Raw genomic sequence first — 14677 nt, forward strand, 5'->3', positions numbered from 1 at the left:
TTGCATGCGCGGTGGCCGAAAGCATCCGGAGAACCGACAGAAGGCGGACCGATCGTGGCGGACCGGCGTACGGACAGCGGAACCGACGAGCGACTCCCCGAGGAGGGCGAGCTGGTCGAGGTCCGCGGCCAGAGCTGGGTCGTGTCGAGGGTCGATCCTTCCGTTGTCTCCGACAACGGTACTGCCGCGACCCTGGTGCACCTCCAGTCCGTCGCCGACGGCCGCTTCGGCGACACGCTCAGTGTGATCTGGGAGATCGAGCCAGGCCGCCGTGTGCGGCCCGCCGGCTCGCTCCCCGACGCCGCCACCGGCCAGTACGACCCGCCGGCGCGCCTCGCCGCCTTCCTCGACGCCGTCCGGTGGTCCGCGGTCGCGTCCGCCGACGCCAAGAACCTCCAGGCGCCTTTCCGCTCCGGCGTCGCCGTCGAGCCCTACCAGCTCGAACCCGTCTCCCGTGCGGTCGGTGCGCCCCGCGTCAACCTGCTGCTCGCCGACGACGTCGGCCTCGGCAAGACCGTCGAGGCCGGCCTCGTCGTCCAGGAACTGCTGCTGCGCGGCCGCGCCCGCCGCGTCATGGTCGTCTGCCCCGCCGGCCTGACCCTGAAGTGGCGGGACGAACTCGCGGAGAAGTTCGGTCTCGAGTTCACCATCGTGGACTCCGAGCAGTGCGCCCGGCTGCGCCGCACCCACGGCACCGCAGCCAACCCCTTCCGCGTCCACCCGCTGACCATCGTCTCCCTGCCCTGGCTGCGGGGCGGCAAGGCCCAGCGCCTCCTCGACGAGGTTGTCCCGGTCGGTGAGGCCGCGCGCAACGAGGACGGCACCGAGCGCCGGTTCTTCGACCTGCTGGTCCTCGACGAGGCGCACCACGTCGCGCCTGCCGCGCCCAAGCAGGTCTACGCGGTCGACTCCCAGCAGACCAAGCTCATCCGCCGCCTCGTGCCGCACTTCGAACACCGGCTGTTCCTCTCCGCCACCCCGCACAACGGCTACCCCGAGTCCTACACCGCCCTGCTCGAACTCATCGACAACCAGCGCTTCGCCCGCGGTGTCGACCCCGACAAGGCCGCGCTCGACGACACCGTCGTCCGCCGTCTCAAGAGCACCGTCAAGTACCCCGACGGCAGCAACCGTTTCCGCGCCCGCGAGACCCGCGAACTCACGGTCGACTACACGCCCGCCGAGCTGGAGGCGCACGGGCTGGTCAGCAGCTTCGCGGACCTGCGCCGCAAGCGGCTCGCCTCCAAGGCCCGCGGCGGCCGGCGGGCGGCCGACCTGGTGACCCTGCTGCTGAAGAAGCGGCTGTTCTCCTCTCCGGCCTCGTTCCTGCGCACCGTGCGGATCTACCTCGCGCACCTCGACGACACGGCCGGCCGCCCCCGCTCCGCCGCCACCGACGTCCCCGAGTGGCTGGAGGAGTTCGACGACCTCGCGGCCGAACTCGACGACCTCGCCCTCGCCGAGGCGGAGGACGACGCCCTCACCCGCTCCACGCGGCTCACCCCCGAGGAGGACGGCGAGGAACTCCGACTGCTGCGCGAGATGGAGCGCTGGGCACTGACCCACGAGGCCGCCGCCGACTCCAAGGCCGCCGAGCTGCTCACCTACCTCAAGGCGGTCTGCCGCCCGGACGGCAAGCACTGGCAGAACGAGCGGGTCGTGGTCTTCACCGAGTACCGGGACACCCAGCGGTGGCTGGTCGAGCTGCTCCGTCAGGAGGAGATGACCGACGGTGGCAGGGTCGCGCAGCTGCACGGCGGTCTCACGACCGAGGAACGGGAGCAGATCCGGCTCGGGTTCCAGGCCGCGCCCGACACGGCCGAGGGGCGCGTCCGGATCCTCGTCGCGACGGATGCCGCCAGCGAGGGCATCGACCTGCAGAACCACTGCCACCGCCTGGTCAACTACGACATCCCCTTCAACCCCAACAAGCTCGAACAGCGCATCGGCCGGATCGACCGCTGGGGGCAGCGCAAGGATCCGCAGATCTTCCACTTCGTCGGCTCCGGCTGGAAGACCGCCGTCGCGGGCTCCTACGAGGCCGACCTGGAGTTCCTCTCCCGCGTCGCGAAGAAGGTCGCGCGGATGGAGGCCGACCTCGGCTCGGTCAACGCCGTCATCGCCGACGCCGTCCAGCGCCGGATGACCGGCGACCACGCGCCGGTGGACATCGACAACGCCAAGCCCCGGCAGATCAAGGGCCGCACCACAGGCGGAACGGTCGCGGCCGAGCAGAACGTCACGGCCCAGGCGAAGCGGCTCGCCGAGCAGTACCAGGAGACCGTCGACAACCTCGGTCTCACCGCGGAGAACGTCCGTCGCGTCGTCGACACGGCGCTCGTGCTCGACCGGCAGCAGCCGCTGGTGCCCTACCACCACGAGGACTTCGACGGCGGTCTCTTCGAGGTCCCGCCGCTCACCGGCACCTGGGAACGGGCCACCCGGGGCCTCGCCCACAAGCTCCGGGCCGGCGAGCAGCGGCCCGTCACCTTCGACGCGAAGATCGCCGGCCAGGCTCGTGACGAGGTCGTCCTGGCCCACTTGAAGCACCCGCTCGTGGCTTTCTCCACCCGGCTGCTCACCGCGGCCGTCTGGAACGCGGACAGTGTCGGACTGCACCGGGTGTCCGCCGTCGTCACCGACGATCCGAGTGTGGAGACCACGCTCGTCGGCGCGTTCGCCCGGTACGTGCTCGTCGGCGTCGACGGGACCCGGCTCCACGAGGAGGTCCTTTACGCGGGCGGGTGGTTCGGCGACACCGGGCGCTTCCGCCGCTGGGAGTCCGTGAGGGGCCTCGGGAAGACTCTCTCCCATGCGCTGACCACCGGCGTCGAGGCCGCACCGCACCTGCGGGCAAGCGTTGCCGAGGCCTGGCCGCGACTCGCCCAGCCGCTGACGGACTCGCTCACCGCCCGCTCGCGCGAACGGCGCGCCTCGCTGGAGAAGGCCCTGCTCGACCGGCGCGAGGAGGAGGAGAAGCGGATCGGTGCCACCCTCGACCGCTTCGAGGCGACGCTGCGTGCCAAGCTCAAGGAGGAGGGCGACGGGATCGGCGAGCAGATCGCCCTCTTCGGCGATCGTGAACTCACCAGCGTCGAGCAGCGCCAGTACCGCGAGGACCGTGAGCGGTGGGACGCCCGTCTGAAGGGTCTCGCCGCCGAGCGCGAGCGTGAACTCGCCGTCATCGAGAAGCGCTACCGAGAGCCCCGCTCGCACCTGTTCCCCGTCGCCGTCGTCTTCGTGATCCCCCAGAAGGAAGCCGCCCGATGAGCCCCCGCCCCGCCGCCTCCCGCGGACTGGCCGCCGCCAAGGCCAAGGCCCTCGACGGCCGTGCCCAGCACCAGGAGTGGCTCGAACTCACGGAGGTGTCCGGGCCGTTCCTGACCATGCCCGTCCTGCTCGGCACCTGGCCGCAGCTGGACGCCGTGGAGCGCGAGCAGCGCAACCGGCTCCGCGCCCGCCACGCCGACTGGCAGACCGACATGGTTGCCGGGCGGGACGAGTGGGCCGCGTATGTGCTGCGCGACCTGCTGGAGTGGGGCGACGCCCTGGAACTGCGGCAGGGTGAGGACGACGACCTGGCGCTCGACCTGTTCACGGTCGACGTGCCCGAGCACGGGGCCCGGCTGCGCGCGGACTTCGCGCTGGTCGAGCCGGGGGGCGGGGCGCTGGGCGCTGAGCCGGACGCGGCCGCCGCGGCGAAGCGGGTGCCGCTGATCGGGATGGTCGTGCCCACTGGGACGGTGCCGACGGCGCGGGCGGCGTGGGGCGGGGAGTGGTCGGCCACTCCCGCGGACCGGCTCGCCCGGCTCTGCCGGCACCACGGGATTCCGCTCGGGCTGGTGACGGACGGGCGCTGGTGGTGCCTGGTGTGGGCACCCGTGGGCGGTGTCACCACGACGGCGCTGTTCGACACGGTCGGCTGGAACGAGGCTGCCGAGCGGAACGTCGTGCGGGCGTGGATCTCGCTGCTGCGGCGGCGTCGCTTCTTCGAGTACGAGGCGGCGGAGACGCTCGAGGGGCTGCTGAAGAAGAGCCTGGAGGCCGGAGAGGAGGTCACCGACGCGCTCGGTGTCCAGGTCCGGCAAGCGGTTGAGCTGTTGGTCGACGCCATAGGGCGGGCGGACGCTCGGGCCATGGAGCGTGGGGCTGTCGGGCTGCACGCGGAGGATGTGAGCGCGCAGGAGGTGTACCGGGCGGCCGTCGCCGTGATGATGCGGGTGGTGTTCCTGCTCTTCGCGGAGGAGCGGGGGCTGCTGCCGGCCTCGTCGCAGGTGTACGCGGAGTCGTACTCGGCGGGGCGGCTCTGTGCGGACCTCGAGGCCCGGGCGCTGGCCGAGGGTGAGGGCGCGCTCGAGCACACGACGGCGGCGTGGCATCGGCTGATCGCGCTGTTCCACGCGGTGTACGGGGGCGTGAAGCACCCGGAGCTGGAGCTTCCGGCGTACGACGGGTCGATTTTCGATCCGACCAAGTACCCGTGGCTGGAGCAGGGCTCACCGTTGCTGGCGATCGACGACCGGACCGTGCTGCACATGCTGCAGTCGGTGCAGTACGTGCAGATCGGGCGGGGAAAGACGAAGGAACGGCGGCGGCTCACGTTCCGGGCCCTGGACGTCGAGCAGATCGGGTACGTGTACGAGGGCCTGCTGTCGTACGACGGCAAGCGGGCCGTGGACACGGTCATCGGGCTGATCGGGCCGGTGGGGCTGGAACACGAGGTCCCGCTGCGCGAGCTGGAGTCGATGGCGGCGTCGTGCCGGGATGTGAAGGCGCTCGCGAAGAAGATCAGCGAGGCGTACAAGGAGCCGAAGCCGGGGATCGGAGCTGCGGGGAAGCTCGAGAAGCTACTCGCGCCGTTGGCGGGGGAGGCTGTCGACGAGGCGAAGCGGTTGCTCTATGCGGCTTGCCGGGACCGTGCGTTGGTGGAGCGGTTGCTGCCGTTCTTCGGGATCATCCGGCGTGACCTGCGGGACCTGCCGGTGGTCATGCCGGCGGGCGCGCTGTATGTGACGCAGTCCTCCCTGCGGAAGAACACGGGAACGCACTACACGCCGAGGCGGCTGGCGGAGGAGGTTGTCACCCACGCACTGGAGCCCCTGGTGTACCGGGTGGGCCCGTTGCAGACGGCGAAGACCGAGGACTGGGTGCACAAGACGGCCGAGGAGATCCTTGATCTCAAGGTCGCCGACATCGCGATGGGCTCCGGAGCCTTCCTCGTCGCCGCCTGCCGGTACCTGGCGGACCGGCTCATCGACGCTTGGGTTCGGGAGAAGCGCCAAGACGCAATCGACTTCCGGTCCGGTCGAGTTGTTGACACGGTGACTGCTGTCGACGCCGAGTCGGATCCGATTGTCGTCAAGGCGCGCAGGGAGATTATCGAACACTGTCTGTACGGGGTCGATATCAATCCGGCGGCAGTTGAAATGGCCAAGCTGTCGCTGTGGTTGGTCTCCATGGACCCCACCCAGCCCTTCACCTTCCTCGATGACCGCCTGGTGGCGGGGGACTCGCTGCTCGGGATTACCAGCCTCGACCAGCTGAAGGCTGTCCATCTGGACGTGAGTAAGGGAGACCTGATCGGCTCGGCGGCCGACATCGAGCGACAGATCGAGGACGCCGTGCGGGCGCGCCGCGCCATTACGGAGATAAGGGGCGAGAACCTCCAGGCGCTGGCGGAGAAGCGCAAACTCCTGGAGGAGGTCCGTCAGCATACGGCCCGGCTCCAGCTTATCGGGGACCTGATCGCCGGCGCAGCGCTGGCAACCTGTGCATCGGGCCGAGTGGAGTGGTACGCGGCCAACGGTGGCGAGCGGATCCGAGACTTGTTTCCGCTGGCATCCAGCGCAGCAAAGGTTCTTGGGCTGAGCGATGTGAGGGAAGAGATGCCTGAGGCAAGCGCTCGTCGTCAGGCGAAGGGATGGCTGGCCAGCGAGCTGCCGGAGGGTAGTCTCGAACGGCGGCCGGTGCACTGGCCGCTGGAGTTCCCCGAGGTCTTTCAGGCGCAGGGCGGATTCGATGCCATCGTAGGCAACCCTCCATTCCTGGGTGGCCAGAAGCTAACCGGCGCCATGGGTGAGGCATACCGCGAGTACATGGTGGACTACCTCGCTGCTGGAAAGCGTGGTAGCGCCGACATGGTTGCTTATTTTGAGCTGCGTGCGCATGAACTCTTGAATTCCGCTGGTCAGGCTGGCCTAATCGCGACCAACACCCTTGCCCAGGGGGACACGCGCGAGGTAGGCCTTGATCAGTTGGAGGCAGCCGGGGTTGAGATTCGGCGAGCTATCAAGAGTGCACCTTGGCCGTCGAGTTCGGCTGTACTTGAGTATTGCGCAGTGTGGACAAGTAAGGTGACTATCGCCGACCAGGCCGAACGGATGCTTGACCGCGTGGTTGTGCCACGCGGCATCTCGACATCGCTCAATCCGAAAACGCGCGAGGCCTCGTGGGCTGAGTCACTGGCGAGCAATAAAGGCATTTCTTTCCAGGGCTCAATTGTCCTCGGTCTTGGCTTCACGCTGCCTAGCGATCGAGCCAAGATGTGGATTTCCGAGGACGAGCGTTACTGGAATGTTCTTTTTCCATACCTGAATGGGCAGGATGTAAATAATAGCCCCGTTCATGAAAGTGATCGATGGGTTATCAATTTTCATGACTGGCCTGAGGATCGAGCTGCCCAGTATGGAAAGGCGCATGCGCAGGTTCTGCGTGATGTGAAGCCGGAGCGTGATAAGAATAGCCGACCCGCGCGGCGGCAGCGGTGGTGGCAGTTCGCAGAGCGTGCGGCAGGACTCTACGCGGCCACGGCGCCCCTGGAGCAGTGCATCGTAATGGCCCAGGTGAGCAAGGTGGTAATGCCTGCCCTGGTGCCCACGCGCCAGGTGCTGGACCAGAAGCTGGTTGTTTTCGCTTCTGAGGATCCGGCGCTGCTTGGAATCCTTAGCGGTGCTCCTCACTATTGGTGGGCTCTTGATCGCAGCGCAACAATGAAAGCAGACCTGAGCTATAGTCCAACTGACGTTTTTATGGCTCTGGTCCTTCCGACGTTCACCGACGATCTCCGGGCTGCGGGCGCTCACCTCAACAGCTTCCGTCGTGAGTTGATGCTGCACCGCAACATCGGGTTGACGGCCACCTACAACCTTTTTCACGATTCTTCCTGTCAGGACGACGACATCGTGGAACTCCGGGCCATCCACGAGGAGATCGACCGCGCGACCATCGCCGCCTACGGCTGGTACGACCTGCTCGATCCCACCGGCGCCACTCGCCCGGCGGACCCGACGCACGAGACGTTCCCCCTCGACCACGGGTTCCACGAGACCGACCAGGGGACCCGGTACACCATCGGGCTGCTCGCCCGGACGGAGATCATCGACCGCCTTCGCCGGCTCAACCACCAGGCGTATGCCGACGAGGTGTTCCTCGGGTTGCACAAGAAGCCGAACCTGCGCCCGGACCTCCCGTCGCCCTCCGCCGAGGCGCGGCGCAGGAAGGCCGAGCGGCCGAGGGTTTCCGGTGCGCCTGGCTTTGGTGATGACGGGCTTTTCCCGCCTGAGGGTGCTCTTTTCTGAGGGCCGACCGTTCGCGTGGACCCCGCTCCGAGGAGCGGGGTCCAGCTTGTGTCGATGGGGTGGCAGTCGACCTCGACGGGTCGACTTCTGAGGGCGTTGGGCCGAGGTGCCGACTCGACCCGACGCCGTCACGTGCTCAGGTTCGTCGGGCTAGGTCCAAGGCGACCGTGTGGACGAACCACTCCAGCACCGCGCAGATCGCCTCGCCGTGCTCCGCGAAGACCTGGAGCGGGAACGACGGACGGAGGTCCAACTTCGCCTCGGCCAGCTCGATCCCGTCGATCTCGTTCAGACGGCTCAACAGCTCCCGTCGAAGCTCGACGTCGTCGAACGGGCTGCGGTCCTTCAGGTACTGGAAGACCACCTCCGCCGTTCCCGTCACCGGGTAGACGGCCAGTGGCCACAGCAGGTGCGGCTGCGAGCCCGTCCCGGCATCCAGCATCGGGAAGCAACTGGTCTCCTCCGCGCGCCCGTACTCCAGGTGCCCGCCCTGGCGTCCCCAGAACCGCAACGCCGCCAGGACCTCGTCCGCCACCGACTCGCTCTGGTTCTCGGACAGCTGGGCGCAGAAGCGCTCGGCCGCCGCGCCGTTCTCGGTGTCCGGCAGCGGGTCGTTCGCGGTGTCCGCCGGCATGTCCCGGCCTAGCAGGGTGGCCAGTTCCGGTGCGGTCAGGCGGCGGGAGCGGTGGGCACGGCCTGCCTTGTCGAAGGGGACGCCCTCCTGCTCCAGGATCTCCTGCGGGGTCTCCGTCCGGTCGTCGTCGAGCCAGCGGAAGCCGGGGGAGACCCGGCCGTCCGAGTTCAGCACCCGGTAGGCGCCGATCACCCCGGCCTTGGTGGCCAGATGGTTCCCGATCCCCACCGCATGGAGGCCGATCAGTTCGGCGACATCACCGTACGAGGTCCAGGTGCCGCTGGGCATGACGACGAGGGCCGCGTGGAGTTCCGCCCACCCCGGCCACTCGTCACCGACCGTCTTCACCGCACCGAGAGGCGCCGGCCACAGTTCGCACGCCCGCTGGGCCAGCCGGTCGGCGCGGGCCAGGATCTCAGCCCTGCCCCAGCGCTCGGCGGCGGCGATCTCCTGGTTCATCCGCAGCGCACTCGAATCGAGGATCTGCTGCTTCCGCTCGAACGGGTGGTTGGAGAGCTTGGAGTTCTCACCGGACAGTGTCAGGTTGCCGAGGGTGTGCACCAGTAGGTCGTGCAGTTCCTGCGGGCTCTGGCCGTCGTCCGTCTCCTCCCCGAGCAGGTCGAACCACGTCTGCGACGGGCGCTGCGGCAGCACGTGTTCCACCGACAGGGCTGCCTTCTCGAAGTCCACCGGTTCGCTGGCCGCGTGGCTCTCCTCCAGTCGGCGCAGGACGTGGAAGCGCTGGCCGGACCGACCACTCCAGTAGAAAGGCTTGCTGCGGACGGCCTCGCGCAGGTCCTCGTCGGATGGCCACTTGCGGCGTCGGCCCGACAGCAGCCGGTGCACGGCCTCGGCGGGGGAGCGGTCCGTCTCCAGTTCCCTGGGGGCGTCCATGAAGATGCGGTTCAGATTGTTCGTCGGGACCTGGCAGATCATCCGGCGGACCAGGTACGACTCGACGTAGCCCAGTGCCTCTGCCGCCTCCGCGGCCGTCGCACGGCCGGTGTCGACGAGGTCCAACAGGTGGAGCGCGAGCGGGTAGTGGGTCTGCCCGCCCCAGGCCCCCAACCGCTCCAGTGCGACGCGCAGTGCACCCGAGCACTCCCGCTCGGGCTCCAGGATGCGCAGCAGTCGCCCACCGCGCTCGGCGAGCAGGGCGATCTCCTGTTGCAACGCCTCCTCGTCGTCCTTGAAGACGTCCAGCCGCTTCTGCTGTTCGCGGTAGATCTCGCTCTGCTTGGCCTTGTTGTGCCCGCGTACCACCAAGTCCAGCCAGACCAGGAGTTCGAGGTTCTTCGGGCCGAGCTGCTGCTGCATCGGCAGCCAGAGTTCCCGGTAGACCCGCTCGCCCCGCTTGGGAAGCAGGCTGAACACGTAGTTGCGCAGCAGGTCGCTCTGGCTGAGGCCGACACCGGTGTTGTTGATCGACTCGAAGATCCGGTAGACGTTGTCGCCGTCCTGGGCGGTGATCTCGACGATCGAGAGCAGATCCTTGAGGACGGTCTCGACCGCAGCGGTCCACGCGGCGCCGTGTTCCCCCTCTCCCTGGGCGAGTGCGCCGAGGAAGAACCGGTAGGCGAGACCGATGTTGTCCGCCCCGCCGGCCTTCGGAGAGGACTCCACGCACGCGGTGTACGCGTCCCGGTCGGCCTGGGTGGGCAGCAGACGGTAGTGGTCGAGATCCTCGTGGAACTCGTTGACCAGGATCTGCCGGTGGACCCGGTCGGCGGCGCGGTCGTTCGGGCTGCTCTTGTAGTGGTCGCGCAGAGCGGTGAACGCGAGCATCAGGGTGGTGAGCCGTTGCTGGCCGTCGACCACCAGCCAGCGCTGGACACCGCCGGCCTGGATGTGGCCGGGGGCGAGGACGACGGAACCGAGGAAGTGCGGCGCCGGCTTCTCCGCGCCGATGTGCTGCTCCACCAGCTCGGACACGTCGTCCCACAGGCGCTGCAGCTGGTCGCGTCCCCAGCTGTAGGTCCGCTGGTAGAGCGGTACCTGGAACTGCTTGTCCCCCTGGACCAGTTTGAGGAACGTGATCTCCTGCGCGCGCATGTCTCCCTCTTCGCCGACCGTGCACGGAGCTGCGGGTCCGGCACCGAGCGACAGCGTAAGGGCACGGTGTGACGCTCGGGAGCCGGAGGAGGATTGACGATCGGCCGTTCTGCTTTGTACCGTGTGTAGCCAATCGCTCACGCGGTACTCGGAGGCGTGATGAGTCAGCCTTGGGAAGCGGATCCCGCTGCGGCGTTGAGTCGGCGCGTGGGCAGGTCGCCGGCCGAGTTGGGTACCACTGGTGGGCGGGACGGGTGCCCCGACGTCTGGGAGCTCTCCAACGGCGACTTCGCCGTCATCGGACGGGATCTGACCGCGGAGTACCGAGCGGGACTTCCTCAGGACGTGGTGGTCGGTGAGGGCGAGCGTCTCGTCGTGGTTCCCCGGGCCACGCTCCTCTCCGCGAAGGCGGACCTACCGGATGCGTGACCTCCTGGCCGACGTGCCGGGAGACCGACTCCTGCTCGACGAGTACCGGAAGGACTTCCGGCGGCGGGACTTCGCGGTCGACGGCTACGATTCGTGGAAGCTGGAACGCCGGCAGGACTTCCAGGAGCCCGAGGACGACAGCTGGCGTGTGTATTCCGCGGGCGATCGCGGGCGCGCGTTCGAACTGCTCGAAGGCAGGCGCGCAGAACTGCTCCAACTCTCCCGTCTGGCTGCTGACCACGGCTGCCGGCTGTTGCGTGTGCGCGTCGTGGAGTTCCCTCCTACCCTCTATCTCGCATGGGAGTTGCAGTTCCTGCGGCTGCGGGCCGAGTGTGGTGAGCTGATTCGGGTGGTCGGCCCCGAGGTCGTCGCCTCGTACGAACAGGACGGTCCGCTACCGGAGCTCGTCACTCTGGGCCCGGACACCGTCTATGACATCTCGTACGATGCGAGCGGTCTCCTCGACGGCGCGACACGCCACTTGGACACTGCCGTCAGGGACAGCGTCGCCGGGTTCATCTCGCACCTGTACGACCAGGGCGAGGACATCGGTGCCTTCATGGCCCGCGAGGTGGACCAAATCCCGGTGGAGCACTGATCGGTGGTGCGGGAACAACCTGAGGCCCACTCGGGAAGCAGCAGTTCATCCATGTCCGGGTCAGCCGGCCATGTCGTGCAGGCGCGAGACATCCAGGGGCCGATCCACATCCACTCGGCTCCCTCGCCCGACTCCGGCGGACGTGGTGGACCCGTGCCCCGGCAGTTGCCGACGGGCGTCCGCGGGTTCGTCAACCGGGCCGCGGAGCAGAGCGCCATGGATCGTCTGCTGGCCGAGCAACCGCCCGCCGCGCAGGTCCTCGTGGTCACCGGAACGGCCGGGGTCGGCAAGACCTCATTGGCGCTCCACTGGGCGCACGCAGTCCGGGAACGCTTCCCGGACGGGCAGTTGTACGCGAACCTACGCGGCTACGACCCACAGGAACCGGTCTCCTCCGCACAGGTGCTGGAACGGTTCCTGCGGGCTCTCGCGGTGCCCGCCGCGGCCATACCGACCGATCCCGAGGCCCTGGAGTCGACCTACCGGTCTATGGTGGCCGGGCGGCGCATGCTGATCCTGCTCGACAATGCCTCACGCGCGGCGCAGGTCCGCCCGCTTCTGCCCGGTGCTCCCGGGTGTCTCGTCGTCGTGACGAGTCGCCACCGCCTGTCGGGACTCGGAGTGCGTGAGGGGGCCCGGCACCTGACCCTGGACGTCCTGGCGGAGCACGATGCCGTCGAGCTTCTGCGTGCAGTCACCGCGGACTATCGCAGCGGGGACGATCCGTCCGAGCTTGCTCAGCTGGCCCGGCTCTGTGCCCGTCTGCCCCTGGCCCTGCGCATCGCGGCCGAACGGGCGGCCAGCCGGCCGCGCATGCTGCTGGACGGCCTGATCCAGGACCTGCGGGACGAATCCGGGCTGTGGGACGCCTTGTCCAGCGAGGACGAGGAGGAGTCGGAGGCGGTTCGCTCGGTCTTCGCCTGGTCCTACCGCGCACTTCCCGCCGACTCGGCGAGGCTCTTCCGCATGCTCGGCCTCCATCCCACTGGTGAGTTCAGCACGTCGGCTGCCGCAGCCCTCCTCGGGAGCAGCATTCGTCACACGCGCCGTTCGCTGGACGGGCTGCTCGCGACCCACATGGTCGAGCAGACGGCCCCTGACCGCTTCAGGTTCCACGACCTCCTGCGTGCCTACGCGATCGACCAGGCGAAGCACGAGCAGGAGGCGGAGGAGACTGAGCGAGCGATCCGTCGTGTCGTGGCCTGGTACCTGCACACGGCCGACGCGGCGCAGGAACGCACTGCTCCTCACGAGCCGCGGGTCCGGCTCGCCCGCCTCGAACCCGATGTGGAGCCCGGGGCGTTCCAAGGCGAGACCGAGGCGATGCTGTGGTTCGAGACGGAACGCGACAACCTCGTGGCCGCCACTCGCACGGCGACTGTCATCGGCCTGGACGAGGTTGCTTGGCAGCTCCCGGTCGTCCTTCGTGCCTTCTACATGGTGCGTAATCCTTTCCAGGAGTGGTTCGCCACCTCTCGCCTGGGCCTGGCCGCTGCGCGCCGCTGCGGCGACCGCCACGCGCAGGCGGAGCTGCACGAGAGTCTGGGCATGGCGTACACCCAGTCCAGCCGGCTCGACCGGGCCGCTGAGCAGTACCGGACCGCTCTGGAACTCCGTCGTGAGCTCGGTGACCCCGGCGGCGAGGCACTGACCCTCAATGGGCTGGGCTTCCTCTCCCTGCGCCAACGCCGCCTGTTGGAGGCGCGTGACGCCTTCACACATGCCCGCGCGCTGTTCCGGTCGCTCGATGACGCCTACTGGGAACCACGGGCGGCGGTGAATCTGGCCGAGGCCCATCTGGATCTCGAGGCCCTGGCCGAAGCTGAGCCGCTGATCCGATTCGGCCTGGAGACGTTCCGCGACCGGGCCGACCGTTGGGCCGAGGGGAACGCGTTGTGCCTCCTGAGCAGGCTCCAGCTCGGCCGAGCACAGGCGGACGAGGCTGTGGCGAGCGCACAGCGCGCTGTCGACCTCGCCGCTGAGCTCGGCAGTGCCGTGGCAGAGGGCCATTGGCTGACCCAGCTCGGGCATGCCCAACGCGCCGCCGACCGTCCGGACGGCGCCCTCGTCTCCTACCAGCGTGCCGCCGTCCTCCAGCGGCGGCTCGGGGACCGCAGCCGCGAGGCACTGGCTTGGGACGGGACCGGCCTGGCCTACCTCGCGCTGGGCCGGGCCCGGGAAGCGGGTGAGTTCCACCGCAGCGCGCTCGCGGCGCACCGTGACCTGGGTGACCACTGGCAGTGGGCGGTCTCCCTGTGTCACCTGGCCGACGCCTTGGAGCACGATGAAGTGCCGTCGGTCGTGCGGCAGTACCGCCAAGAGGCGCTGACCCTGCTCGACGATTTCACCGACCCGAGTGCGCGACGACTGCGCGAGCAGTTGACGAGCCGTCTGGGAGGGGCAGTCTGAGTCAACCGGCGGGCAGCCAGGCTCCCCGTGCCGGAACGGGGACCCACTCCGTGATCCACAGAGGTCCGTCCGCGCACTCCTTGCGAACTCCCTCGCCGGGCTCGCTGCGGGATCGCAGGACGGCCGCCCAGTGGCCGTCCACGACAGTGAGGGGCCCGGGCAGGGGGAACAGCCCGAACCGGAAGGCGCGGACGAGGTTGTGGATGTCCCTGCGGTTCGCCGACCAGTCGATGACCGCGTCCTGTGGGCCCATCACCCCCTCGTGGCCGGCATTCTCCACGCCCTGGACGGTGCCGACATGGCCGCTCGCGGCCAGTTCCAGTGCCTCTGACAGCAGCTCGCGGGACAGCGCGCGGATCTGTGCGAAGACCAGGTCGCCGTTCAGGTCGTCCGGTAGCGCGACGCCTCCCCGCTGGGCGAGGATGCGTCCGGTGTCGAAGGTCTCGTCCATCCAGTGGACCGTGACACCGGTCTCCGGATCACCGTGCCGGACGGCCCAGTGGACGGGCATCGGGCCCCGATGGCGTGGCAGCAGGGACGGGTGGACGTTCAGTACGCCGAGGCGAGGGACGCGCAGGACCTCCGGCGGCAGCTTCCACGGAAACCCGTTGCAGATCACCAGATCCGGTCGGTATCCCGTCAGGGCCTGAGCCAGGCCGGCTGCACGGTGTGGGACCAGCAGGTCAGGGCCCGGGGGAAGTTGCGCCAGGATCTCGCCGACCGTTCCTCCTGCGGTCGACGCGGCGCAGACGTAGGCGACCGGATCGTGGCCTGCTGCGACGGTCGGGGCGTGGAGATCGGCGAATCCCTCCGGGTCGTAGGACATCAGCACGACCCGCAATCTGTCCGGCACTGCTCCTCCTGCGCTTCGCGATCCCCGAAAATGTGTGAACTGAGTCAATGAATGAAGGTAGGCTTCTCGAAGTGTCGGCGCCGCACAGTAGGCTCGCCGTACTCGGTCATCCTCCCGAAGGGGCA

The 14677-nt window shown here is 68.7% G+C and carries 6 protein-coding genes; 4 read left to right on the forward strand and 2 right to left on the reverse strand.

The genetic code is table 11. The annotated features are described in order from the left end of the window. Positions 1–54: 54 nt before the first annotated feature. Both drmD and ACIPYS_RS37715 read left to right on the forward strand, forming a co-directional pair. On the forward strand, positions 55–3270 hold the full coding sequence (gene drmD, locus ACIPYS_RS37710) for a DISARM system SNF2-like helicase DrmD (protein ID WP_400754825.1): 3216 nt from the start codon (positions 55–57) through the stop codon (positions 3268–3270). Next, positions 3267–7577 carry an Eco57I restriction-modification methylase domain-containing protein gene (locus ACIPYS_RS37715; protein WP_400754828.1) on the forward strand — a complete coding sequence of 1437 codons (4311 nt, stop codon included), beginning with the start codon at positions 3267–3269 and terminating at the stop codon, positions 7575–7577. The genes drmD and ACIPYS_RS37715 overlap by 4 nt, the downstream gene beginning before the upstream one ends. A 136-nt stretch (positions 7578–7713) precedes the next feature. Here ACIPYS_RS37715 and ACIPYS_RS37720 read toward each other — a convergent pair whose 3' ends face one another. Beyond that, positions 7714–10263, reverse strand: a complete 2550-nt coding sequence (locus ACIPYS_RS37720; protein WP_400754831.1) for a DUF262 domain-containing protein — start codon at positions 10261–10263, stop codon at positions 7714–7716. A gap of 421 nt (positions 10264–10684) precedes the next feature. Between ACIPYS_RS37720 and ACIPYS_RS37725 the strand changes: the two genes are divergently transcribed. After that, complete coding sequence (locus tag ACIPYS_RS37725) at positions 10685–11290, forward strand: DUF6879 family protein (protein ID WP_400754834.1); 606 nt, start codon at positions 10685–10687, stop codon at positions 11288–11290. A gap of 216 nt (positions 11291–11506) precedes the next feature. Next, the gene (locus tag ACIPYS_RS37730; RefSeq protein ID WP_400754836.1) at positions 11507–13699 is read left to right on the forward strand and encodes an ATP-binding protein; all 2193 of its coding nucleotides are present in this window, start codon (positions 11507–11509) and stop codon (positions 13697–13699) included. Position 13700: 1 nt separating this feature from the next. On the opposite strand, the gene ACIPYS_RS37735 is transcribed toward ACIPYS_RS37730, so the two are convergent. After that, positions 13701–14552, reverse strand: a complete 852-nt coding sequence (locus ACIPYS_RS37735) for a methionyl-tRNA formyltransferase (protein ID WP_400754839.1) — start codon at positions 14550–14552, stop codon at positions 13701–13703. Positions 14553–14677: the final 125 nt, after the last annotated feature.

The organism is Kitasatospora sp. NPDC089913 (assembly GCF_044748625.1).
GTDB lineage: Bacteria > Actinomycetota > Actinomycetes > Streptomycetales > Streptomycetaceae > Kitasatospora.